Origin of the sequence: Kitasatospora griseola, from assembly GCF_044999035.1 — a bacterium.
Lineage (GTDB): Bacteria > Actinomycetota > Actinomycetes > Streptomycetales > Streptomycetaceae > Kitasatospora > Kitasatospora griseola.
In genome coordinates this window covers 7,378,964-7,402,183 of record NZ_CP173360.1, presented here as the reverse complement: position 1 = coordinate 7,402,183, position 23,220 = coordinate 7,378,964, and the positions used below count along the sequence as shown (strand labels likewise).

Annotated in this window: 20 protein-coding genes, 1 tRNA gene and 3 pseudogenes; 10 read left to right on the top strand and 14 right to left on the bottom strand. The window is 73.9% G+C overall.

Annotated features, from left to right (window positions below):
• The first annotated feature begins 127 nt into the window (after positions 1 to 127).
• The gene (locus tag ACI1MP_RS33390) at positions 128 to 1,075 is read left to right on the top strand and encodes a cytochrome c oxidase assembly protein (protein WP_189271856.1); all 948 of its coding nucleotides are present in this window, start codon (positions 128 to 130) and stop codon (positions 1,073 to 1,075) included.
• Between the two features lie 63 nt (positions 1,076 to 1,138).
• On the opposite strand, the gene ACI1MP_RS33385 is transcribed toward ACI1MP_RS33390, so the two are convergent.
• From ACI1MP_RS33385 to bla, 3 genes and pseudogenes are all read right to left on the bottom strand, one after another.
• Entirely contained in the window at positions 1,139 to 2,452 is a 1,314-nt protein-coding gene (locus ACI1MP_RS33385; protein WP_380337235.1) for a DUF2254 domain-containing protein, read from the bottom strand.
• Between the two features lie 241 nt (positions 2,453 to 2,693).
• Positions 2,694 to 2,912: pseudogene (locus tag ACI1MP_RS33380) on the bottom strand (MBL fold metallo-hydrolase); the annotation flags it as partial.
• A gap of 78 nt (positions 2,913 to 2,990) precedes the next feature.
• Positions 2,991 to 3,890: a class A beta-lactamase gene (bla, locus tag ACI1MP_RS33375; protein WP_404870302.1), complete on the bottom strand. Its 900-nt coding sequence runs from the start codon at positions 3,888 to 3,890 to the stop codon at positions 2,991 to 2,993.
• On the opposite strand from bla, the pseudogene ACI1MP_RS33370 reads away from it, so the two are divergent.
• Positions 3,889 to 4,149: pseudogene (locus ACI1MP_RS33370) on the top strand (LysR family transcriptional regulator); the annotation flags it as partial. The gene bla and the pseudogene ACI1MP_RS33370 overlap by 2 nt on opposite strands.
• 52 nt (positions 4,150 to 4,201) lie before the next feature.
• Positions 4,202 to 4,405, top strand: a pseudogene (locus tag ACI1MP_RS33365) (serine hydrolase); the annotation flags it as partial.
• A 47-nt stretch (positions 4,406 to 4,452) separates the two neighbouring features.
• Here ACI1MP_RS33365 and ACI1MP_RS33360 read toward each other — a convergent pair.
• Positions 4,453 to 5,046, bottom strand: coding sequence for a hypothetical protein (locus ACI1MP_RS33360; RefSeq protein ID WP_404870301.1), 594 nt, complete (start codon positions 5,044 to 5,046; stop codon positions 4,453 to 4,455).
• Positions 5,047 to 5,282: 236 nt separating this feature from the next.
• A complete protein-coding gene (locus tag ACI1MP_RS33355) occupies positions 5,283 to 6,494 on the bottom strand; it encodes a serine hydrolase domain-containing protein (RefSeq protein ID WP_380337225.1) in 1,212 nt (403 codons plus the stop codon).
• A 113-nt stretch (positions 6,495 to 6,607) separates the two neighbouring features.
• On the opposite strand from ACI1MP_RS33355, the gene ACI1MP_RS33350 reads away from it, so the two are divergent.
• The gene (locus tag ACI1MP_RS33350) at positions 6,608 to 7,762 is read left to right on the top strand and encodes a histidine kinase (protein WP_404870300.1); all 1,155 of its coding nucleotides are present in this window, start codon (positions 6,608 to 6,610) and stop codon (positions 7,760 to 7,762) included.
• Complete coding sequence (locus tag ACI1MP_RS33345; protein WP_380337220.1) at positions 7,750 to 8,394, top strand: response regulator; 645 nt, start codon at positions 7,750 to 7,752, stop codon at positions 8,392 to 8,394. Before ACI1MP_RS33350 ends, ACI1MP_RS33345 begins: the two co-directional genes overlap by 13 nt.
• A gap of 75 nt (positions 8,395 to 8,469) precedes the next feature.
• Here ACI1MP_RS33345 and ACI1MP_RS33340 read toward each other — a convergent pair whose 3' ends face one another.
• Complete coding sequence (locus tag ACI1MP_RS33340) at positions 8,470 to 8,952, bottom strand: YbaK/EbsC family protein (protein WP_100585491.1); 483 nt, start codon at positions 8,950 to 8,952, stop codon at positions 8,470 to 8,472.
• Between the two features lie 292 nt (positions 8,953 to 9,244).
• On the opposite strand from ACI1MP_RS33340, the gene ACI1MP_RS33335 reads away from it, so the two are divergent.
• Complete coding sequence (locus ACI1MP_RS33335; RefSeq protein WP_189271635.1) at positions 9,245 to 10,066, top strand: alpha/beta fold hydrolase; 822 nt, start codon at positions 9,245 to 9,247, stop codon at positions 10,064 to 10,066.
• 58 nt (positions 10,067 to 10,124) lie between these two features.
• On the opposite strand, the gene ACI1MP_RS33330 is transcribed toward ACI1MP_RS33335, so the two are convergent.
• Positions 10,125 to 13,916: a S8 family serine peptidase gene (locus ACI1MP_RS33330; protein WP_404870299.1), complete on the bottom strand. Its 3,792-nt coding sequence runs from the start codon at positions 13,914 to 13,916 to the stop codon at positions 10,125 to 10,127.
• Positions 13,917 to 14,058: 142 nt separating this feature from the next.
• On the opposite strand from ACI1MP_RS33330, the gene ACI1MP_RS33325 reads away from it, so the two are divergent.
• Positions 14,059 to 15,033, top strand: coding sequence for a hypothetical protein (locus tag ACI1MP_RS33325; RefSeq protein ID WP_100585488.1), 975 nt, complete (start codon positions 14,059 to 14,061; stop codon positions 15,031 to 15,033).
• Between the two features lie 18 nt (positions 15,034 to 15,051).
• On the opposite strand, the gene ACI1MP_RS33320 is transcribed toward ACI1MP_RS33325, so the two are convergent.
• On the bottom strand, positions 15,052 to 16,566 hold the full coding sequence (locus tag ACI1MP_RS33320) for a lipase family protein (protein ID WP_404870298.1): 1,515 nt from the start codon (positions 16,564 to 16,566) through the stop codon (positions 15,052 to 15,054).
• Positions 16,567 to 16,719: 153 nt separating this feature from the next.
• The gene (locus tag ACI1MP_RS33315) at positions 16,720 to 17,370 is read right to left on the bottom strand and encodes a class I SAM-dependent methyltransferase (RefSeq protein WP_380337209.1); all 651 of its coding nucleotides are present in this window, start codon (positions 17,368 to 17,370) and stop codon (positions 16,720 to 16,722) included.
• 278 nt (positions 17,371 to 17,648) lie between these two features.
• Between ACI1MP_RS33315 and ACI1MP_RS33310 the strand changes: the two genes are divergently transcribed.
• Positions 17,649 to 18,788, top strand: a complete 1,140-nt coding sequence (locus ACI1MP_RS33310; protein WP_380337207.1) for a hypothetical protein — start codon at positions 17,649 to 17,651, stop codon at positions 18,786 to 18,788.
• A gap of 56 nt (positions 18,789 to 18,844) precedes the next feature.
• Here the strand turns inward: ACI1MP_RS33310 and ACI1MP_RS33305 are convergent, their stop codons facing one another.
• From ACI1MP_RS33305 to ACI1MP_RS33295, 3 genes are all read right to left on the bottom strand, one after another.
• Positions 18,845 to 18,988: a hypothetical protein gene (locus ACI1MP_RS33305; protein ID WP_380337204.1), complete on the bottom strand. Its 144-nt coding sequence runs from the start codon at positions 18,986 to 18,988 to the stop codon at positions 18,845 to 18,847.
• Positions 18,989 to 19,288: 300 nt separating this feature from the next.
• A complete protein-coding gene (locus ACI1MP_RS33300; RefSeq protein ID WP_404870297.1) occupies positions 19,289 to 19,909 on the bottom strand; it encodes a GNAT family N-acetyltransferase in 621 nt (206 codons plus the stop codon).
• A 135-nt stretch (positions 19,910 to 20,044) separates the two neighbouring features.
• The gene (locus tag ACI1MP_RS33295) at positions 20,045 to 20,776 is read right to left on the bottom strand and encodes a Clp protease N-terminal domain-containing protein (RefSeq protein ID WP_404870296.1); all 732 of its coding nucleotides are present in this window, start codon (positions 20,774 to 20,776) and stop codon (positions 20,045 to 20,047) included.
• A gap of 189 nt (positions 20,777 to 20,965) precedes the next feature.
• Here ACI1MP_RS33295 and sph point away from each other — a divergent pair, with 189 nt between their 5' ends.
• Positions 20,966 to 21,943 (top strand): sphingomyelin phosphodiesterase, encoded by a 978-nt coding sequence (gene sph / locus ACI1MP_RS33290; protein ID WP_404870295.1) that lies wholly within the window; start codon positions 20,966 to 20,968, stop codon positions 21,941 to 21,943.
• Between the two features lie 120 nt (positions 21,944 to 22,063).
• Here sph and ACI1MP_RS33285 read toward each other — a convergent pair whose 3' ends face one another.
• Entirely contained in the window at positions 22,064 to 22,477 is a 414-nt protein-coding gene (locus tag ACI1MP_RS33285) for a VOC family protein (RefSeq protein ID WP_043907915.1), read from the bottom strand.
• Between the two features lie 10 nt (positions 22,478 to 22,487).
• On the bottom strand, positions 22,488 to 22,910 hold the full coding sequence (locus ACI1MP_RS33280) for a helix-turn-helix transcriptional regulator (protein ID WP_380337437.1): 423 nt from the start codon (positions 22,908 to 22,910) through the stop codon (positions 22,488 to 22,490).
• A gap of 219 nt (positions 22,911 to 23,129) precedes the next feature.
• Between ACI1MP_RS33280 and ACI1MP_RS33275 the strand changes: the two genes are divergently transcribed.
• Positions 23,130 to 23,200, top strand: a tRNA-Cys gene (locus ACI1MP_RS33275).
• The last annotated feature ends 20 nt before the right edge of the window (positions 23,201 to 23,220 follow it).

Here is a 23,220-nt window from a genome sequence, read left to right as displayed (position 1 = left end):
CGGCGCGCCGTAAGCGACGCCTAGGCTGGGTCCGAACGAAACCGACCAAACCGGACCCGCGGCACCGCGTGGGGACGGACGGCATGGACGAAAGCGGGGCCGCCCGATGGGCGACGGCATGACGGGGATGCACCACCACGGCGGGGGGCCCCTGCCGTCGTTCACCCTCTCGCGGGCCATGGAGTTGTCGCCGGACTGGCCGTACCTGGCCTTCTGCGCGCTCGCCTTCGGCCTGTACCTGTTCGGGGCGGTCCGGCTGTGGCGGCGCGGCGACAAGTGGCCGGTCGGCCGGCTGGTGGCCTGGACGGCCGGTGTCGGCACGGTGTTCCTGGTCACCAACACCAAGCTCAACGACTACGGCATGGTGCTGTTCAGCGCCCACATGATGCAGCACATGGTGCTGTCCATGCTGTCCCCGATCCTGCTGCTGCTCGGCGCGCCGATCACGCTGACGCTGCGCTCGCTGCGCCCGGCCCGCAAGGGCAGCGGGCGCGGGCCGCGCGAGCTGCTGGTCGCGCTGCTGCACAGCCGGCTGGTGCGGATCGTCTCGCACCCCGCCTACACCATCCCGATCTTCATCGCGAGCCTGTACGGGCTGTACTTCACCCCGCTGTTCGACTACCTGATGAAGTACCAGATCGGGCATCTGGCGATGATGCTGCACTTCCTCGCCGTCGGCATGCTGTTCTTCTGGCCGATCATGGGCGTCGACCCGGGCCCGCACCGCCCCGGCTTCGTGATGCGGATCCTGGAGCTGTTCATGGGCATGCCGTTCCACGCCTTCTTCGGCGTGGCCGTGATGATGGCCTCCGGGCAGCTGGTCAACACCTTCACCTCCGAGCTGGCCCCGGTCGGCACCGACCTGCACGCCGACCAGCAACTGGCCGGCGGCATCACCTGGGCGTTCGGCGAGATCCCCACCGCGATCGTGCTGATCGCCCTGACTCTCCAGTGGGCCAAGTCCGAGGAACGGCAGGCCCGCCGCCGCGACCGGGCCGCGGACCGTGACGGCGACGCCGAGCTGGTGGCGTACAACAAGTACCTGGCCTCGCTGAACCGCGGCGCCGCGAGCTGACCGCAGTTCCTCCTCGAAGTCCGCCCGGAGCTCCTCCGGGCGGACTTCGCGTTCCCGGGGCGCTCAGCCGATGCCCTGGCGGTCCGGGGCGAGCGCGAACAGCCGGTTGTCGTGGTCGCGGACGGCCTCGGCGACGGCCCGTTCCAGCAGCTGCCGCTGGACGAGCAGCGGGGGGCGCCGCGGCTCGGGGGTGATCCGCAGCAGGTCGTCGAGGGCGGCCACCAGGCGGCGGGTGACCTGGGGCTGGCCGGCGCCGCAGATCCGGATCTCGGTGAACGCCAGGTCCACCGTCGCCTCCCACCCCGGCACCGGCTGCACCAGCCGCACCGCGCCGTCCCGGTCGCGGTGGCGCAGCTCGCCCAGGTGGTAGGGGGCGAGAACGGCGAGCAGCTGGTGGATCCGGTCGACGGCCTGCACGGCGGTGGTGGGGTCGTTGACGGCGGGCGACAGGGCGCGGATGGCGATGTCGACGAGCTGGCGGAAGCCGAAGCTGAGGTCCTGGTGCATGGTGCGGTCGACGCCGACGTTCAGCGCGGTGGTGATCCACCCGGGCCGGGGCGGGGTGCCGCCGACGACCAGCACGGTCGGGGTGCCGGACGCGATGAAGTCGCCGATCCGGGGCACCAGGTGCAGCACCGTGCCGTGCCGCCGGGCGACCCGCACCAGCCGGCGGATGTTCACGTCCCGCAGCACGCCGGCCCGTCCCTCGTGCAGCAGCGTCGGCCCCTGCGGGCCGAGGCCGTCGGCGGGTTCCGGGTTCAGCCACCGGTAGGCGAGCAGCACCTGCAGCGACTCGCGGGTGACCCGGTCGATCACGTGCGGCACGCGCAGCAGCCGAAGCGTCGCCTGCACGTACAGCACGAACAGGCCCAGGCTGAGCATCACCAGGACGAGCGCGACGACTGTCGACACGATCGGGACGGAGACGGCGCGCGTCGGGTCGGTGGTGTCGTCGTAGCCGAGCTGCACCAGCAGGGTGAAGACGAACGTCGCCAGGCAGGTGGAGAACGTCGCCTTGGTCAGCCGGCTGCGCACGTACAGGCGCAGCACCCGGGGGCTCATCTGTCCGGCGGCCATCTGGAGCGACACCAGGGAGATCGAGAACACCACGCCGATGAAGGTGAGCATCGCGGAGCTGATGGTCGACACCACGCTCTTCGCCGCGGTGGCGAACGACAGCAGGGTGTCGGCGGTCTGCTCGGCCGTCGCCTCGGCGAAGATCTCCTGGTCGATCAGGTCGGTCAGTCCGGCCAGCAGCACCGCCGCGACGCACGCCACCAGCGGCCCGAACCAGAACGACTCCCGCAGGTGCTCCCGCAGCGGCGACAACGCCCGGTAGTGCGGCCGCCGGGCCCGGCCACTGTGCTGCTCGCTCATCCCGCCAGGCTAGATGCGGGCCCGCCCGGGCCCCGGGAGCGACGCTTCCAGTTCCCGTGCGGGCACCGGCCGACCGGCCCTGCGGGTGGTTGCACGACATGACAGGACGTCAGGAGAGCTGCTCGCCGGGGTGACCGGCGCCGGCGGACCTGGCCCGAACCGACCTGCCGTCAGCAGCACCCGCCCGGTTCGGCCCGGACGCCGGCGGCCTCCTCGGCGTAGGCGGTCCGGCCGCGCGGCATCAGGTCCAGCACGGCCGGGTGAGGCGCTGGCCGTCGAGGATGTCCAGGTCCCGGGCAGGGGCGTCGGCGGGTGCGGTGCGGGCGATCAGGTCCCGGTCTGCGGGGTGCATCAGGACTCGGGCGCCGTACCGGTCGGCGAGCAGCTGCGCGCCGCCGAGGTGGTCGTAGTGGCCCTGGGTGACGACGTACTTGATCGTCGCCGGGTCGGCGCCTGCCGGTTCACGGGCGCGGTCGTAGTGGTCCTGCGCCTCGACGGCGGCTGCGGCGGCCTGCGCGGGGGGGGTGCTGGTACGTGGTCAGCCGAGGGCGTTCAGCGCGGCCTCGGTGGCCCGGGCGATCAGCTCGTCGTCCGAGGCGGCGTCCGGTCGGGCGCGGTCGGACAGGACGACGATCACCACGGGGCTGCGGCCGCCGTCGGGCCAGGCGACGGCGATGTCGTTGCGGGTGCCGTGGTCGGCGTTGCCGGTCCGGTCGGCGACCTTCCAACCGGCGGGGACGCCCGCTCGGATGTACGGGCCGCCGGTGGTGTTGGCGAGCATCAGGTCGGTGAGCAGCCGGCGCCGGTCGGCGGGCAGGACGTCGCCGAGGACGTACTGGCGCAGGTCGGCGGCCAGCGCGCGGGGTGTGCTGGTGTCGCGGGTGTCGCCCGGGGCGGTCTCGTTGAGCGTCGGCTCGGTACGGTCGACGTGCGTGGTGATGTCGCCGAGGTCGCGCAGGGCCTGCTGGACTGCGGCGGGGCCGCCGACCTCGGCCGTGACGAGGTTGGCCGCGGTGTTGTCGCTGTGGTCCAGGGACGCGGCGAGCAGGTCGCGCAGCGTTATGCCGGTGTCCACGTGCTTCGAGGTGACCGGGGCCCACTTCAGCACGTCCGCCTGACGGTACGTCACCACCTTCTCCAGGTCGGCGTCGGAGGCGCGGCGCAGCAGGGCGCCGGCGGCCAGGGCCTTGGAGGTGGAGGCGAACGCGAAGCGCTCGTCCGCGTGGTGGGTGATCTCGCGGCCGCTGCCGGTGTCCAGCACGTACACGCCGAGGCGGGCGCCGAAACGCTGTTCGAGCTGGTGGAAGGGGTCGGCGACGGGCGCTGCGGCAGCGGGATCGGGCCTGGGAGCCGGCGGCGGGTGTGCGCATCCGGTCAGCAGGGCGGCCGCGAGCAGCGGCGCGGCGAGCAGGGCGGTGCGGGGCTTCGTGGAGTGCATGGCCGACAGCCTGCGCCGGCCGATTCGGTTGCACAAAGACGGGATTGACACTTCTCATGCGTTCGACGCATACGATGCGCCAGTGGACTTGGTGGGGGCGTGCCGGGTGTTCGTCCAGATGGGCGAGCGCGGGAGCCTCACTCTGGGCGCTGCGGCGGCCGGGGTGCCGCAGCCGGTGGCGAGCCGGCGGATCGCCGCGCTGGAGCGGCACTTGGGCGGTCTGCTGTTCGACCGCTCGGGCCGCCGGGCCGCGCTGACCCCGTTCGGGCGGGATCTGCTGCCGTCGGCGAGGCGGCTGGTCGAGCTCGCGGACGGACTCCTCCCGGTGGTCGTCCAAGACCGGCACGCTGCTCAACCTGCGCCACGAGATCGGGGTGGTCGAGCACGACGACGGCTCCCGGTACGCCGTCGCGGCGCTGACGGAGTCCACCGTGCCCGCGGCGGTCCGGCCGACGGCGGAGGCCGTGCTGGCCCGGGTGGCCCGCACGCTGCACGACCTGCTGCGGGCCGGCTGAGCGACCGCCCTGCGACCGCCGCTGCGGCCGACCGCGCCGACGGGTCGTCAGGACGGCGGGACGAACGGCGACGGGGTGACCAGGCTGGTCCTGCCCCCGGTGTCCACCATCGTGCGCACCTCGTCCGGGTCGTTGGGGTTGATGCAGAAGACCAGTACGGTGTCGCTGGCCGGGTCGTACTGCACCGCCGCCGTGCTGCGCGCCCGCACCAGCACCTCGTCGAGCTCCGGGGCGAGCACCCAGGCGGCGTCCGCCGGCAGGTACGGCGCGAGCGAGGCGGGGACGTCGCCGCCGTGCGGGAGGTCGTCGGCGGCGAGGACGGGCTTGCGCGCGGGTTCGGTGCGCCGGCCGTCCAGCAGTCGCTTCACCTGACCGGGCTTCAGGTGCAGCACCGCGAACAGCGGATGCTCGTTGCTCGGGACCAACTCCCGCTCGCCCCCCGGCCAGTGCAGCACCCACTGCGCGTCCACCAGCTCACCGAACCGGTGGAAGCGCGTCACCATCGGCGCCATGTCGGTACGCAGCCCGGTGGTTTTGACCGCGTCGGACTCGATGACCCGCTCACCGTGCGCCGGGCCGTTGGCGCGACAGGCCGCCAGCCCCCCGAAGACCGCCCCGAGCACCAGGAAGGCGCCCACCACCTTCGTCCTCCGCCGCACTGCCCGCCCCCTCCGCCCGGACCGCCCACCTGCCGCCCGGATCCCGTCCTTTGTCGGCCCCCATGCTGGCCGACCCCGTCGAGGCGATCATCAACTCGGAGGATGACCCGGTCGCTCCGTGTACGCCTGGAGAACGAGCCCGCCACCCGGCCCGCCCTGTCGCCGCCCGTCCCTCACCTGCCTCTACGGCCGCGCCGCTCCCCCGTCCTGACGGGCAGTCAGTCGCTGCCGCACAGCGCGTGGTCGATCAGGGTGTTCTCGGCTGCGGCGATGCGCGCCACGTCCTCCGGGGAGGCGATGGTCACCCCCGAGAGTGAGACCGTGACGGCGCGGCGGCCGTCGGTGGTGGTGCCGGTGGCGGTGATCCAGCCGGAGTCGCCGCCCTCGTGGCCCCAGTAGACGCCGCCGCAGGACAGGGGGCGGGAGAACAGGCCGAGTCCGTCGCGGGCGCCCGGCATCAGCTGTTCGAAGTCCTGGCCGACGGGGACGGTCTGCTGCAGCTGGGCGAGTTGGGCGGGCGGCAGCAGCTTGCCGCCGAGCAGGGCGGCGAAGAAGCGGTCGAGGTCGGCGGTGGTGGAGATCAGGCCGGCCTCGCCGTTGGTGCCCATGCCGACCTGTTCGGTGACGTCCACCAGCGGGCCGCCGTCCTGGAAGCGCTGGTAGGTGGCGGCGTGCGGCTGCGGCAGGGTGGGGGTGGCGCCGGGACGGGAGGTGTGGGCGAGGGCGAGCGGCCGGACGATCCGGTCGTGCACCTCCTGGTGCCAGGGGTGTCCGGTGACCCGTTCGACGATCATGCCGAGCAGCACGTAGCCGGTGTTGCCGTAGCTCCACTGCGTGCCGGGGCGGAAGTCCGGCTGGTGGGCCACGGCCCGGGCGACGGTCTGCTCGGCGGTGACGGTGTCGTTGCGGTGCTGCTGGAAGTCCTCCGCCGAGGTGTAGTCGGGGTAGTCGTCGTGCAGGCCGCTGCGGTGCTGGAGCAGGTCACGGACGGTGATCGCCCGCCCGTCGTTGCCGTTGCCGGACACCACGCCGGGCAGTCGGCTCTCCACCGTGTCGTCCAGCGTCAGCTTTCCCTCGGCGACGAGTTGCAGGACCACGGTGGCCACGAAGGCCTTGGTGACGCTGGCGATCCGGAAGTACCCGTCGGCGGGCACCGGCTGTCGGGTCGTCACGTCGGCGACGCCGCCGACGGCGGTGGCGTCCGGGCCGTCGGGGCCGGTCAGTCGGGCCTGCACGCCGGTCGCGCCGAGCGCGGTGAGCGCGTCCACGTCGCGCTGGAGCGCGGCGTTCGTGCGGTGTCCGCCGTCGCCCCGCCGCTCGGCGACGGTCGCGCCCAGCAGGCCGGCGGTGACCGCTCCGGCGGCGAGGGCGGACAGCAGCAGGGTACGGCGGCGGGAGCGGCGAGGGGTCTCGTTCGGTGTGTTCGTCATGGTCGTCGACGCTAGGCGCCGCGGGGTGGTGCGGTCGGTGCCCCGTACTGGTGGGAAAAGGGTGCAGCTGGCTGTAGTGCCCGGCGCGGTGACGATGGCTCAGACTTGTCCGAATGAATGATCACAGGGGCGGACGGCTGTCGGCGTGGTGGCGCGGCCTGGGGTATCTGCTGGGCGGTCTCGGCACGGGCGCGGCCACGCTGGTCGCGCTGCCGGTGCTGCCGGCGCCGAGGGCGGCGCGCGGCTGGGCGTCCTGGCACCGCCGGCGCGCCGACCGGCTGCTGCTCGCCGCACCGTCGGGCCCGGTCCGGGTCGGCTGGTGGCGGCTGCTGGCGTGGACCGGCTCGCACGCCGTCACCGGCCTGGCGTTCGGCGCGTTCACCGCCCTGTGCGCGGGCAACACGGTGACCACGGCCGTCACCCTCCCGCTGTGGTGGGCGCTGCCGGCCGGCACCCGCGCGGGCGGCTTCGCGGCGGGCGTTCCGCTGACCGGCTGGGGCACCGCGCTGACGCTCGGGACGGCCCAGTTGGCCGCGTTCGCGGCGTTGACGTACGTCGCGGTCCCGCTGCTGGCGCGGCTGCACGCCCGGCTGTGCGTGCTGCTGCTGTCGCCGTCGGCGACCGAGCGGCTGGCCCGGCAGGTGGCGACGCTGACCGAGACCCGGGCCGGTGCGATGAGCGCGCACGGCGCGGAACTGCGGCGGATCGAACGGGACCTGCACGACGGCACGCAGGCCCGGCTGGTGGCGATCGCGATGCGGCTCGGGGTGGCCCGCGAGCTGCTCGACGAGCAGCCCGAGTCGGTGTCGAGGCTGCTGGCGGAGGCGCAGCAGGGCACCGAGGACGCGATGGCGGAGCTGCGCGCCGTCATCCGGACGATCTACCCGCCGATCCTCGCCGACCGGGGCCTGGCGGGGGCGCTGGCCGCACTGGCGGCGGGCGCGGCGATCACCACGGACCTCGACACCGCCGACTGCGGGGACGTCCCGGCGGCGGTGGAGGCGGTCGCGTACTTCACGGTCGCCGAGGCGCTCACCAACGCCGCCAAGCACAGCGGGGCGGCCCGGGCGGACGTCCGGGTGGGCCGGGACGGCGACCGGTTGACGGTAGTGGTCTCCGACGACGGGGTGGGCGGCGCGGACGAGTCGCGCGGCACCGGCCTCGCCGGGATCCGCCACCGGGTCCTGGCGCTGGACGGTACGGTGCGGGTGCACAGCCCGGTCGGCGGGCCGACCGTGATCGAGGTGGGGCTGCCGTGCGGGTCGTGATCGCCGAGGACAACGTGCTGCTCGCCGGCGGTCTCGAACTCCTGCTCACCGCCAAGGGTTTCGAGGTCGCGGCCATCGCCGGCGACGCCGCGGCCTTCCTCGCCGCCGTCGCCGAACACCGCCCGGACGTCACCATCGTCGACGTCCGCCTGCCGCCCGGCTTCCGCGACGAGGGCGTCCGCGCGGCCATCGAGGCCCGCCGCCTGCACCCCGGGCTGCCCGTGCTGGTGCTCTCGCAGTACGTCGAGCGGCAGTACGCGGGCGAGTTGGTCTCCGACGGGCGCGGCGGGGTCGGCTACCTGCTGAAGGACCGGGTCGGGCGGGTCAGCGAGTTCGTCGACGCGCTGCGCCGGGTGGCGGCCGGCGGCACGGTCATGGACCCGGAGGTCATCGCCCAGCTCCTCACCCGCCCCGCCCACGACCCGATCGCCGCCCTCACCCCGCGCGAGCGCGAGGTCCTCGCCCTGATGGCCGAGGGCAAGGACAACGCGACTCTCGCCACCCGCCTGGTCATCACCGACAACGCCGTCCACAAGCACATCGGCAACATCTTCACCAAGCTGGGCCTCTCCCCCGCCGACAGCGGCCACCGCAGGGTGCTCGCGGTGCTCACCTATCTCAGTCGGCAGTGACAGCCGGGTCGGTGAGGCTTCGGCGGCACCCGGGACCCTCGAAGGCCTGCTCGCCGCCGCCCTCCTGGCGGACCCTCAGGGGCCGACCGGGAGCAGCGTGCCGCCCGTCAGGCGGAGGAGTTCGGCGGCGGTGGTGGGGAAGACGGTGTGCGGGGTGCCGGCGGCGGCCCAGATCTCGGGGTAGTCGGTGAGGGCCTGGTCGACCACGGTGGGGAGCGGGCGGGGGTGGCCGGTGGGGGCGACGCCGCCGATGGCCTGGCCGGTGGCCTCGCGGACCTGCTCGGGGGTGGCGCGGCGCAGCGGTCCGCGGCCCCAGCGGGCGGCGAGGGCGGCGGTGTCGACGCGGTGGCGGCCGCTGGTGAGCACCAGGACGGGTTCGCCGTCGGAGTGGAAGACCAGGCTGTTGGCGATCGCGCCGACCTCGCAGCCCAGGGCGGCGGCGGCCTCGGCGGCGGTGCGGGCGGAGTCGTCGAGGACCCGGACGGCGCCGGGGAGGCCGGCCGCGGCGAGTGCGTCGGCGACCTGGGCGCTGCGGGCCGGCAGGGCGGTCGGTTCCACCAGAACTCCTCGGGGGCGCAGGGCGTTTCGGGCGGGCGTTCCCGATCCGGAACGGTCCGCACGGGGAACGTTAGACCCCGTGGGAGCGATGGATCAACCGACCTTCGCCGGCGCCGCCCGCCCGGTCGACGAAGCGGTGGCGGAGCGTCCGAGCGCTGCTGACGGCCCGTCACCCGGCGCTCCGACCGGGGAGTTCGCTACTCGCGGGTCTCATTGATCGACATCGCGCCACGTGGCATTGTCGCCTCACACTCCGTGGCCGACCGGCCCCGCAACGTTGGGAGATGAGCGGATGAGCACGCAGAGCCCGTGGACGGCCCGGACGGTGGCCGGGGCCGGAGTCGACCTGCACTGCCGGGACTGGGCGGGCGCGGCCGACGCGCGGCCGGTGCTGCTGCTGCACGGGCTGGCGGGGCATGCGGGCGAGTGGGACGCGCTGGCGGCGGCGCTCGCGCCGGCGCGCCGGGTGGTGGCCGTCGATCAGCGTGGTCACGGCCGCTCGACCCGTCGGCCGGAGGATCTCGGGCGGGACGCGTACGTGGCGGACGTGCTCGCGGTCGTGGACGCCCTCGGTCTGGAGCGTCCGCTGCTGGTGGGGCAGTCGTTGGGCGGGCACACGGCGCTGCTGGCGGCCGCCGCGCATCCGGGGCGGTTCGCGGGGGTGGTGCTGGTGGAGGCCGCGGCCGGGGCGTCGCCGGGCGCGCCGGCGGAGATCGGGGCGATGCTGGCGGACTGGCCGGTGCCGTTCCCGGAGCGCACCGCGGCGGTGCGGTTCTTCGGCGGCGGCCCGCTCGGCGAGGTGTGGGCGGACGGCCTGGAGCAGCGCGGCGACGGCTGGTGGCCGCGGTTCGACCCGGAGGTGATGGTGGCGGCGCTGGCCGAGAACGCCGTCCGGGAGCGCTGGGAGGACTGGGCGGGCGCGGCGCACTGCCCGGCGCTGCTGCTGTTCGGGCAGCACGGCATCATTGCGGCGGCGGACGCCGAGCGGATGCTGACGCTGCGTCCGGACGCGCACGCGGTGAGCCTGCCCGGCGCGGGCCACGACGTCCATCTGGAGCACCCGGCCGAACTGCACCGCCTGGTCGCGGAGTTCCTGCACGGCCTGGCCGCCTGAGCGAGCGAGCGGGCCCCACCGGCGCAGTGCCGGTGGGGCCCGGGGTCCGAGAACGCGGTCAGCGCACGGCGTACGCGTCGGTGACGGTCTGGGTGACCTTGGCGCCGTCGGCCGAGGCCAGGGTGATCCGCAGGCTGACGGTCTTGCCGGTGGCGCCCGTGTGGTCCAGGACGGCGACGTGGTCGGCGCCGACCGGGGCGTCCGTCCAGGTGGCGCCGCCGTCGTAGGAGAAGGCGAGCCGGGCGTCGGTCAGCGCGCCGGGGGTGTAGCCGCTCTGACCGGTGGCAGAGAGCGCTGCCCGCAGCGGTCCGGCGGCGACGGTGTTGTTGCCGTCGAGGTCGATCCGGTAGGCGGGGAACAGCAGCGGCAGCGACTGCGAGTACGCGGCCGGGTCGGTCGCCGAGCGGAAGCCGAACTCGGTGCGGACGGCGGTGGAGCGCTGCCACAGGTCGCGGTGGTGGAACCGGGCCTGGTCGAGCACCAGGGTGTAGTCCCGGTCTTCGTCCGGGAGCTGCCAGACGAACGACGGGCCGAACCAGGAACGGCCCAACGAGGCCCCTCCGCTGAACAGTTCGACGCCGGCGGCGTCGCCGAAGTAGGACTGGCTGCCGGTGTGGTCGGCGTTGCCGTCGCCCCACAGGGTGCGGGTGAAGTCGACGCCGATCAGGTCGGCCTGGCGTTCGCCGACCAGCAGCGCGGAGCCGTCGGCGGCGCGTCCGGCGGTGGGCCGCAGGATGCCCTGGTACCACTCCTCGGTGCGGTGCTGCCCGGCCTGGTAGCGGCGCGGCAGGTCCTGCATGAACTCGGTGAACGGCCAGCTGCTCTGTCCGTCGTGCAGCCAGGTGGTGTCGTCGGCGGTGTAGTACGCGGTCCGGGTGGACGGGGTGGCGACCAGGCCCTGCCCGACGGCGCTGCCCGCGTACGGGTTCCACGGGCGCTCGATGCTCAGGTAGTCGCTCATCCGGACCGGCGTGCCGGTGGAGTGCCAGTTCTCGGTGACGGTGGCGAGGTCGCGGTCGCGGACGGTGCGGCGCTGCTTGGCGCCGATCGAACCGGCGTCGTGGAACGCCAGGTTGTAGACGTAGGGGCTGTCGGCGGCGGAGGTCCACGCCAGGGTGACGGCGCCCTTGCCGAGGGCGGCCTTCAGCTTCGCGGCCTCGTCGGCGGTGATCGGCAGCACGGGGGCGTCCAGGCTGACGTCGTTCTTGCCGTACACGCCCGGGCTCTGACGGTAGGTCAGCACGCCGACGGCGCCGGCGTTCTCGGCATTGGCGGAGACGGTGCGCTGCGAGGTGCCGTCGTCGGGGACGAGCACCAGCTTGCCCCTGACGTCGGCCGCGGCCAGGTCGGCCGGGGTCGCGCTCGCGGCGTGGGTCAGCAACGCGCTTCCGGTGGCGGGCAGTTGGGCCTCGGCGGCGAACTGGGCGTAGTGCGGCTGCAGCGTGAGGCCGGCGCCCTTGAGCACCACCTCGGGGGCGGCCATCCGCAGGTAGCTGCCGAACTCGAAGCCGCCGGTGCGGGCCTTGCCGGAGCCCCAGGCGGAGAGTTCGACGGGCAGCACGCCCGCCCGCACGCCGGTGGAGTCCACCCACTTGTCGCCCCACCAGCGGCCGAGTTCGAGCGAGGCGCCGCGCACCTGGAGGTCGCGGTCGGCCTGCACCTCGATCCGACCGGCCTGGCGGGCGTCGAGGGTGAGGACGGTGTCCTTGGTCAGCTGGAGCTCGGGCATGGCGAGCGCGGTGACGGCCTTCGGCGCGGCCTCGCCGGTGGTGTCGCCCCGCTCGGGGGTGACCACGTAGCCGCTCAGCGAGTAGCTGCCGGGGCGCAGCCGGTAGACGATCTCGCCGTTGGCGTCGGGGGCCCGGCGGGTGCCGGTGGCCTGGCCGAGGTCGATCACGGTGATGCTGGTGCCCGCCTCGGACGCGGCGGGCCTGCCGTCGCGGTCGATCAGCTTGACCCGGACTGCGAGGGTCTCGGGTTCGACGTACGCGTTGAACGGGGTGGAGACGGTGGTCCCGTCGTCGGCGGTGGCGAGCACCCGGCCGGTGACGTCGCCGTACTGGCCGCCCGTCAGCTTCGCGTTGCCGTCGAAGGTGAGCGGCACCTGCACGGTGGCGCCGGCGGCGACGGTGACCTTGTCGGTGCCGAGCCTGACGACCTTCGACTTGACGGCGGACTCGTCGTCGCCGTCGGTGCGCTGCACGGCCAGCTTGAGCGTGACGGGCCGGTCGGAGGTGTTGGTGTACGGGAGTTGGACGGTGCGGGTGTCGGACTTCTGCTGCGGGTACGCGAAGTCGCCGAAGCCGACGGAGGGCGCGCCGAGCACGCTCTGGCCGGCGGCGACGTCGACGCGCAGCCGGCCGGCGCCGGTCTGCTGGACGTCGCCGGGGACGGCGGCCAGCGCGGAGGAGACCAGGGCGGCCTTGAGCTGGGCGGCGCTCCACTCGGGGTGGCGCTGCTTGACCAGGGCGGCGCTGCCGGCGACCAGTGGGGTGGCCATCGAGGTGCCGGACATCGAGGTGTAGGCGTAGACGCCGCGGCCGCCGGCGGCGGCGCCCTTGACGTCGACGCCGGGCGCGGCGATCTCCGGCTTCAGGGTGTGGCTGCCGGTGACGGAGCCGTGCGAGGAGAAGCTCGCGGTGTTGTCCTTGCCGTCGACGGCGCCGACGGTGAGCACGGCGGGCGCGCAGCCGGGCGAGCTGACGGACTGGTACTGGCCGAGGTTGCCGGCGGCGACCACGAACAGCGCCTTCGACTGTTCGGCGATGCGCTGCGCGGCGACCGACATCGGGTCGGTGCAGTCGGTGGGTTCGGGGCTGCCGAGGGACATCGACACCACGTCGGCGCCGGAGTCGGCGGCCCACTGCATGCCGGCGATGATCTGCGCCTCGGTGCCGGAGCCGTTGTCGTCGAGGACCTTGCCGACCAGCAGCTCGGCCCGGTCGGCGACGCCGCGTTCCCTGCCGCCGGACGCCTTGCCGGTGCCGGCGATCTCGGAGGCGACGAAGGTGCCGTGGCCGACGGCGTCGTGGACGTCCTCGTCGACCGTGTCCGCGGTGAAGTTGCGGCGGGCGTCGACCTGTCCGGCCAGGTCGGGGTGCTGGTCGTCGATGCCGGTGTCGAGGACGGCGACCTTGACGCCCTGTCCGCCGAGTCCGGCGGCCCAGGCGGCGGGGGCGCCGATCTGCCGGGTCTCGGCGTCGTTGGTGGTGCGGACCTTGCGGTCCAGCCACAGCTTGGTCAGGCCGTCGCGGCCCTTGCCGTCCGGGCCGATCAGTTGGTTCCAGGTGCGGGCGGCGTCGTCCTTGGCAGGGGTGAACGCCACGCCGTCGACGGCCTTCAGCTGCTTGGTGCCGGCCGCCCGGGACCGGGCCTGCGGGCTGGCCTCGGCGGCCTGCGCGTCCCGGTAGGTGGCGATGAGGGGGAGCGTTTTCACGCTTCCGTCGTCGTAGCCCTGGCGCAGCAGTGAGCTGACGTTGAACAGGCCGCGGTCGACGGTGCCGGCGGCGAGCGCGGCGGAGGCGTGCTGCGGGACGACGTACTGGTCGCCGTTCTCCTGCTGGGTGAACGTCAGCGGGACGTTGCCGTGTTCGTCGGGCAGGACGGTGACGGTGGTGCGGCCGTCGGTGCCGGTGCCGACCTGCACCCGGTCGCCGGTGATCAGGGTGACGGTGCGCGGGGCGGCGCTCTGACGTCCCGTCAGGGTGGAGCCGGGGTTTCCGGGCTGGGCGGCCAGGGCCTGACCGGTCGAGGTGAGCGTGCCGACGGCGAGGATGCCCGCCGCCGTCAGGGCCATCGCGCCGCGTATGCGCGCCCTTTGTGTCATGAACGCCTCCAGGTGTCGGGTCATGGCCGGTGAGCCTGGCAGAAAACCGGGCCGGCCGGTCATGATGTGGCCTGGCGGGTCACCGCCCGGCGGCAAACCGCCACCGCCCGCACGGCGGTGCGCGGGGCACGGGCGGCGGCCCTGGGCACGGCGGAACGGAGCGCGGATGCTGGCGGCGATAGGTCTGGACGAGCACGCCGAGCGGGTCTACACCCACCTGGTGGCCCACGGCCCGGCGACCCTCGCCGAACTGGCCGCCCGCTGCGGCCCGGTGCCGACCGGCTCGCTCGAACTGCTCCAGGCCTGCGGGCTGGTCGCCCCCGGCGCCGGCCTGCGCTACACCGCCGCTCCCCCGGCGGTCGCCCTGGAGGCCCTGCTCACCGGCCAGCGACACGCCCTGCGGGAGGCCGAGTTGACGGCCTCCACGCTCACCGAGGCCTACCGTTCGGCGACCGCCCGGCAGGACCGGGCGCACCGCGACCTGATCGAGGTGGTGGCGGGGCGGGCCGCGATCAGCCACCGCGTCGCGCAGTTGCAGGCCGGCGCGGAGCACGAACTCCTCGCGCTGGTGACGGGCCGTCACCAGGTGGTGCCCGCCGACGAGACCGGGGCCGAGTCGGCGGCCGTGGAACGCGGCGTCGGCTACCGGGTGGTGCTGGAGCGCCGGGCGCTGGACGAACCGGGCGCCGCGGCGCCGCTGTTCGAGGCGATGGACCGTCAGCAGCAGATCCGGGTGGTCGACCAGGTCCCCACCAAGCTGATCGTCGCGGACCGCTCCCTCGCCCTCGTCCCGCTCACCGGCTCCACCGCCGACCCCGTCGCCCTGGTGGTCCGCGCCCCCGCCCTGGTCACCGTCTTCACCGTCCTGTTCGAACAGACCTGGGAGTGGGCCCACCCGCTCGGCCGCACCGGCTCCGCCACCGTCGCCGTCGGCCCCGTCCCCGCCGGCGACCCCGACGAGACCGACCGCCGCATCCTCGCCCTCCTCCTCTCCGGCGCCACCGACCCCGCCGTCGCCAAACAACTCAGCCTGGGCCTGCGCACCGTCCAACGCCGTATCAGCCGTCTGATGTCCCTGGCCCGCGCCGACACCCGCATCCAACTCGGCTGGCAGGCCCACCGCCGCGGCTGGGTCGACTGAGGCCCCGGCGGGCCGGCGTCACAGCTCCTGGTAGGTGAACTCGGCCACCGGGCCGGTCGGGGACGAGTAGCCGTTCGACAGCACGGTGATGTCGACGGTGCGGGGCTTGCCGGCGCCGGTGGTCGGGGCGGGTGCGGTGGCGACGACCTCGCCGGGCGCGCCGGTGCGCTCGATCCTGACGGAGGGCGAGGGGTTGTCGCCGAAGAAGACCTGCGCGTCGGAGCCGAAGTTGACGCCGGTGACGGTGACGCTCCGGCCGGTCCGGCCGCTGTCCGGGGCGATGCCGGTGACCATCACCGGCGCGGGCCCGTCGTAGGCGAACTGGCCGAACGGGACGGCCGGCGAGGTGCCCAGGTCGGTGGTGACCCGGACGGCGACCACGCCGACGCCGGGCGGCACGCGGACGCTGATCGCGAGGCCGTCGCTGCTGACGACCGGGTCCGGGCACGGGACGGCGCCGAAGTCGACCGCCGCGCCCGGGCCGAAGCCGCTGCCCGCGATGACGAGCGCGCTGCCGGCCTTGCCCGCGTTGCTGCTGAGGGCCCGCACCGCCGGGCCGGGCAGTACGTCGGGGGCGCCGAGCAGACCCAGGTAGGTGGCGTTGGCGTGCTGGAAGGCGACCTGGCCCATGAAGTCCTGGAGCGTCTTCCTGACCATGGCCCGGTCGTAGTCGCTCCTGTAGTCCGGGTGGAGCTTGTGCGCCCTGCCCGGCTGGGCGTAGGCGTGCGGGCCGGGCAGCCCGGCGATCGCCGTGATCACGACCTTGACCTCCTCGTTCGCCTCCGGGCCGGGCGGATGGGGGTACCACTTCTTCACGTCGTCGAGACCGGTCCACGCCTGCGGCACCACGTCCCAGGCGTTGAAGTGGCGTTCGTGGGCGACCCACTTCAGCGAGTCGACGTACGCCGCGAACTCCGGGCTGCCGGCGGTGGGGGCGGCGAAGGTGTGGAGGCCGAACCGCGGGGTGACGCCCTGCCAGGTCTGCGCCCGGAGCCAGGGCGCGACCATGGTGGCGATGCAGCCGCCCAGGCTGTGGCCGATCACGTGGACGGTGGGGTTCGGCGCGGTCCGCGCCAGGGCGTCGGCGAGTGCCTGCACCAGGGTGACGCCCGACGCGCTCATGGTGACGACCTGGGTGAACGCCTCCATCGCCCCCTTGGCGACGGCCACCGGGGCCGGCGGCGAGCCGACGGCGGTGAACGGCACCACCGTGCCCACGCCGAGGTCCTCCGTCAGGTCGGTGACGCTGCCGACCGTGCCGCGCAGGACCACCGCGAACGCGTTGGTGGAGCGGCTCGCGGCCAGGTACGCCATGTTCGCGTTGTCCGGGCTCAGCGCCAGCCAGATCGGGAACCAGTCGTTCCCGGTCGCGAGGGAGGGCTCGGCCAGCTGCCGCCCGACGCCCTGGAGGATCCGGCTGCGCTGCTCGGCCGTCGTCTCGCCCGACGGCCTCGGGGTCGCCGCGGTCGCCGCGATCGCCGCCAGCGTCATGGCCACCTGCGGCATGATCGATGCGTCGTGCTCCGTCGCCATGCGTGCTCCCTGGGAATGGGCCGCCTCACCGGATGGAGAGGTCGTGCCCACTCCGGGTTCCGCCCGGGGCGTCCGACGATGTGTCCCACCGCCGGATGTCACGCCATTGGACGTACGCCCGCACGGCGCGGACGAACCACGGCCGACGCTCCGTCAGCTCCGTGCCTCGGCCAGCAGCGTCGCCTGCGGATACCGCTCGCCCGGCCCGGGCAGACGGACGGTGCGGGCGGTCTCGGTGAGGCGCGCGGCGGGGAGCAGCGCGGCGAGGGCGTCGACGGGCCAGCGGTGGGCGGTGGTGACCTTGTGGTCGAACGGGACGGGGTGGTCGGTGTCGCCGCGAGCGGGGTCGGCGGCGAAGAAGCCGAGCAGGAGGCGGCCGCCCGGGGCCAGGACGCGACGCAACTCGGCGAAGGCGTACGGGAGTTCGGCGGGCGGGAGGTGGATCAGCGAGTAGCGGGCGAGGATCGCGCCGAGGCTCGCGTCGGCGAACGGCAGGGCCAGCAGGGAGCCGCGCACGAAGGTCTCGGCGGGGCGCAGGCGGCGGGCCTGGGCCAGCATGCCGGCCGACAGGTCGAGCCCGAACGCCCGGATGCCGAGCCCGCCGAGCAGCGCCGTCGCCTCGCCCGGGCCGCAGCCGAGGTCGCCGACGGGCAGCCCGCCGACCGCCACCGGCGGCGCCGCGATCAGCTCGCCGATCAACGCCAACTCATCATCCCTGCTGGCGAGTTCGCCGGTGAACATGGTCGCGTACAGTTCCGCCACCGCGTCGTACGCCTGCCCGACCCCGGTCTGCTCGTCCGCCATCCGCGCCGCCTCCTGTCTTCACGAGAGCGCCGAGCCTAGCGGGAAAAACCGGTTGCGGATTCGGCGGGTGGGGTGTCTACACTCTGCCCGTGGCCGTCGTAGCGATCTCTCGCCGATTTAGTGGCCCCCCGGCTCCCGATGGGTGCCGCAGGGGTCGGGTTTCGCCACGCCGGTAGGGCAGTTCGGCTGAGCGGGTCGGTCCCGGTCGGCGGATCGTGCCCAGGGGCCGGGGGGTGTGAGGTTCCCACCCTTCCCGCCGAAGCCCCGGAGGCTCCGCCATGTCCGTCGCCGTTCCCGTTCCGCTGTCCGCCGAGCAGCTCGCCCGCGATCTCGCGGTCCGCGACCTGACCGATCCCGCCGCCGGCCCGCACGCCGTGCAACTGCTGGTCGGCCGCGCCGCCGACGCGCTGTCCCGGCACTGGTCCTGCCCGGCGCGCGTGCACCGCGGCGAGCGGACCGTCACCGTCGCCGACAACTACGACCATCTCAACTACCGTGCCGACGACGTCACTCGGGACACCCGGTACACCCGGTACGTGGACGGCCGCCGGATGCTGCGCAGCCACTCCAGCGCCCTGGTGCCCGGCGCGCTGCGCGCCCTCGCCGCCGGGCCGGCCGGCGACTCGGTGCTGCTGGTCTGCCCGGGCCTGGTGTACCGCCGCGACAGCATCGACCGCCTGCACACCGGCACGCCGCACCAGCTCGACCTCTGGTACCTGACCCGCCGCCGGCTGCCCGCCGGGCCCGACGACCTGACCGGCATGATCGCCGTCCTGGCGGACGCCCTGCTGCCGGGCGCGGAGTACCGCACCGAGGAGCGCGTCCACCCGTACACCCTGGCGGGCCGTCAACTGGACGTGCGGGTCGGCGAGGAGTGGGTGGAGGTCGCCGAGTGCGGGCTGGCGCACCCACAGGTGCTGGCGGGGGCGGGGCTGGGGCCGGAGTGGAGCGGGCTGGCGCTCGGGATGGGGCTGGACCGGGTGCTGATGCTGCTGAAGGGCATCCCGGACATCCGGATCCTGCGCTCCGCCGACCCGGCGGTGGCCGCCCAGCTCACCGACCTCGCCCCGTACCGGCCGGTCTCCGCGCTGCCGGCGGTCCGCCGCGACCTGTCCGTCGCCGTGGACCGCACCGAGCTGGCGGAGGACCTCGGCGACCGGGTCCGCGACGCGCTCGGCCCGGACGCGGACTGCGTGGAGAGCGTCGAGATCCTCTCCAGCACGCCCTGCCGGGAGCTCCCCCCGCAGGCCCTGACCCGGCTCGGGGCCCGCCCCGACCAGCACAACCTGCTGGTCAAGGTGGTGCTGCGCCACCTGGACCGCACCCTCACCGACTCCGACGCCAACGCACTGCGCGACCGCGTCTACGCCGCCCTCCACCAGGGCGCCGCCCACCAGTGGGCGACCACCGCCCCCTGACGGCCCGCCGCCGGTCCGCGGCCGTCGCCACGACGCCCGCGGACCGGCCGCGCCGCTCAGAAGTCGTCGAAGCTCCCGCCCTGCCGGTACCCGTAGGTGTCGTGCGAGCAGAACGGGCCGAACTGCCACCGCTTCTTCTGGTACCGCACCCGCCGGTGGTAGCCGGGGCCGGTCTCCTCGATGTACTCCTCGTCCGGCATCCGGCACAACACCCTTGCCGCAGCGCGTTGTTCGGAATCTCCGAGGCCGCTCCGAGACCTCTCGAACACGAACGGGTGACACCGGACGGCCGGAACCGCCCCGCCCGCATGGCCGGCCGCCCGGTCGGGCACTCAGCAGAGGACGGCACCGTTCCCGCGGCCCGCCCGCGGCCCGCCCGAGAAGGAGCACCGTGGCCCCGCAGAAATCCCCGTCCGGCAACCCGTCCGGCATGGGCGGCGCTCCCCCGCCGCCACCCGGCCCGGCCAACCCACCGCCCCCGCACGGTAAGTGACGATCGATCAGGTGTAGCGGGCGACCCGCTCGCGGAGGGCGGCCCCGGTCTGCGGCCACTCGCTGTCGATGATCGAGAAGATCGCGGCGTCCCGCAACCCGCCGTCCTCGCCGGGCACCCAGGACCGGCCCGACCTCCGCAGCACGCCCTCGAACCGGGCGCCGACGGCGGCGATCGCGGCCCGCGAACGGGCGTTGCGCGCATCGGTCTTGAGGTCCACCCGGGCCACGCCCCACTGCTCGAACGCGTGCTGGAACAGCAGCAGCTTCGCCTCGGCGTTGACGCCGGTGCCCTGCGCCGAGGCCGCCAGCCAGGTGAACCCGATCTCCACCGCGAACAGCATGTCGGTGTCCGGCAGCGTCCGCGGCTCCCAGTACGCCGTCACCCCGACCGCCCGGCCGCTCGCCACCGCGATCTGCGCGTACGGCGCGAGCCGCCCGTCCGCGGCCCGCGCGTGCTGCGCCTCGATGTACCCGGCGACCTCCTCGGCCCGCGGCACCCAGGTGAACCCGTAACTGTCCCGGGCCTCCTCCACCGCCCGCGCCAGCTCCCCGGCGTGCCGCTGCTCCAACGGCTCCAGCCCCACCAACCGGCCTTCCAGCACCGGCCCTTCGAGTCGGTACCCCATCCCGCTCCCCCTCCGTCCGCCCGCCGATCGTGATCGCCAGCGAACCGCCCGCCGCGACCGACCGTCAACCGGGTTTCACCATCCGGGCGGCGGGCCCGCTCCCGTCCCGGGCGGGCCCGCCGGGTCTCGGTGGGGTCAGACGTCGGGGGCGAGTTGGGCGAGGGCGTCGAGGAGGGCGGCCTCGGCGGCGGCCTTGTCGAGGCCGAGGCCGGTGAGGATGCCGGCGCCGGCCTCGTGCTCCAGCAGGGCGAGCAGGAGGTGCTCGGTGCCGACGTAGTTGTGGCCGAGGCGCAGCGCTTCGCGCATGGTCAGTTCGAGGGCCTTCTTGGCTCCGGCGTCGTAGGGGACGAGCTCGGGGGCGTCCTCGACGGCGGGCGGCAGGGCCGCTTCGGCGGCGGCGCGGACGGCATCGAGGGCGATGCCCCGGGTGGCGAGGTAGGCGGCGCCGAGGCCCTCGGGTTCGGCGAGCAGGCCGAGCACGAGGTGCTCGGTGCGGACCTCGTCGTTGTGGGCGTCCTTGGCGGCCTGGTGGGCGGCCATCACGACGTTGCGGGCGCGGGGGGTGAAGCGGTTGAAGCCCTGCGCGGTGTCGATCTCGGTGACCTCGCCGGGGTCCTTGGGGACGAAGCGCTTCTGGGCGGCCTGGCGGGTGACGCCCATGCTGCGGCCGATGTCGGTCCAGGACGCGCCGGAGCGGCGGGCCTGGTCGACGAAGTGGCCGATCAGGTGGTCGGCGATGTCGCCGAGGTGGTCGGCGACCAGGACGGCGTTCGACAGCTGGTCGAGCGCCTCGGGGTAGGACTTCTTGATGCCCTCGATCAGGTCGTCGAGCCGGATGGAGGATTTCGCTCCTGCGGTGTCAGCCATGAGGCAACCCTAGGTTGACAGTCTGGAGGTGTCAACCGTCGGTTGACAGTTGTCGTACCGGCCGTTTTCTACCGGCCAGTAGGGGCTGTTTCGGTCGAGTTCACCCGCCCGCCGTCCGCTGTCTTGTCCGTGTCACAGAGACCCCAGTTGACTGCACAACATCGATCGCCCGACACCCTCGGAGCCCCCATGCCCGCCACCCGCGCCGCCCGCCTCACCGCCGTACTCACCGCAGCAGCAGCCCTGTTGACGGTTCCTCAGGCCGTCGCGCACGCCGAGAGCGCCCCGCTCACCGTCGCCCCGCTGAACGTGCTCACCTACAACACCTTCCTGATGAGCACCTCGCTCTACCCGAACTGGGGCCAGGCCTACCGGGCGCAGGCCATCGCGGGCGCGGACTTCTTCCAGGGCCACGACGTGGTGGTGCTGCAGGAGGCGTTCGACAACGCGACCTCCGACACGCTGGTCGCGAAGGCCTCGGCCGCCTACCCGTACCACACCCCGGTGGTCGGCCGCTCCACCAGCGGCTGGGACGCCACCGCCGGCAGCTACAGCAGCGCCACGCCGGAGGACGGCGGGGTGCTGCTGCTCAGCAAGTGGCCGATCCTGCGCAAGGAGCAGTACGTCTTCAAGGACGCCTGCGGCTCGGACTGGTGGTCCAACAAGGGCTTCGTCTACGCGCAGATCGATGTGAACGGCCAGCGCACCCACGTGGTCGGCACCCACCTGCAGTCCACCGACTCGGGCTGCGCCGGCGGCCAGGCCGCCGACATCCGCGGCAAGCAGCTGCGCGCCATGAAGGCCTTCCTGGACGCCAAGCAGATCCCGGCGAGCGAGCCGATCGTGCTGGCCGGCGACCTGAACATCGACTCGCACGGCAGCGAGTACCCGGCGCTGCTGTCCAACGGCAACCTGGCCCCGGCCGCCACCCGCGACGGCTGGACGAACTCCTTCGACACCGCCGACAACTCGATCGCCTCCTACCGCTACCCCGGCGACCCCAAGGAGGACCTGGACTACGTCCTCTACCGGGCCGACCACGCGCGCCCGCAGCAGTACACCAACACCGTGCACCGCTTCCACAGCGCGCCGTGGACGGTCAGCAGCTGGGGCACCTCGTACACCTACACCGACCTGTCCGACCACTACCCGGTGATCGCCGGCTGATCGGTCGCCGGCAGCAGTGGCCGGTACACGGACGGGTGCCGCCCGGAGGAGTCCGGACGGCACCCGTTCGGCAGGGTCCGCGGAAGGGGCCGGCGACAGGTCTCAGCAGCGCGGCAGGTCTCAGCGGCGCGGCTGGGCGAACCGGACCATGTTGCCCGCCGGGTCGCGGAACGCGCAGTCGCGCACCCCGTACGGCTGGTCCATCGGCTCCTGGAGCACGTCCGCGCCGGAGGCCCGGATCTGCTCGAAGGTCGCGTCGCAGTCGGCGGTGCGGAAGTTGACGGCGCGCAGCAGGCCCTTGGCGAGCAGCTCGGCGGCGGCCTGCCGGTCGGCGTCGGTGGCGCCCGGGTCGGCGACCGGGGGTTCCAGCACGACCTCCACGTCGGGCTGGGTCGGCGAGCCGAGGGTCACCCAGCGCATCCCCTCGAAGCCGACGTCGTTGCGCACCTCCAGTCCGAGCGCGTCCCGGTAGAAGCCGAGCGCGGCGTCGTGGTCGTCGACGGCGATGAAGCACTGCGAAAGCTTGATGTCCATGACCCCGACGCTACTGACCGGCGTCCGCTTCCGCTTCTCCGTTCCTGATCTCCTTCGCCGCGGCGGCGCCCGGCCGCCCGGTGCCGGTGCCGCGGATCGGGCGGGTGAGGTACATCGCCACGCACGCGGTGATGTGCTCGGCGGCGCTGTGGTCGCGGGCCCGGTAGGCGCTGGGACTCTCGCCGACCAGTTCGGTGAACCGGGTGCTGAACGACCCGAGCGAGGTACAGCCGACGGCCATGCAGACCTCGGTGACGGACAGGTCGCCGCGCCGCAGCAGCGTCTTCGCGCGCTCGATCCGCCGGGTCATCAGGTAGCTGTACGGCGTCTCGCCGTACGCGGTGCGGAAGCTGCGCTGGAAGTGGCCGACGGACATCAGCGCCACCTTGGCCAGCGCCGCGACGTCCAGCGGCTCGGCGTAGTCGCGGTCCATGGTGTCGCGGGCCTTGCGGAGCCGCTTCAGGTCGTCGATCTGCACGCCGCCCAGGCTAGCGCCAAGGGCGGTGCGGCGACCCGGTTGTCGATCACCCGGTGATCACACCGCGCCCACCTGAGCAGGCGTCAAAGCCGTGGTCAGGGCGACACTCCGGCGTGTTGCTTCGTTGATCGCGTCCCGGCCCGCTGCTAGTTTCTGAGTCACGCGAGGGAGCCCGGTGGAGTGGCCGAGCGGCGAGGCAGCGGCTTGCAGGGCCGCGCACATAGGTTCGATTCCTGTCTCCACCTCCTCGCTCCCTTCGAGGTCC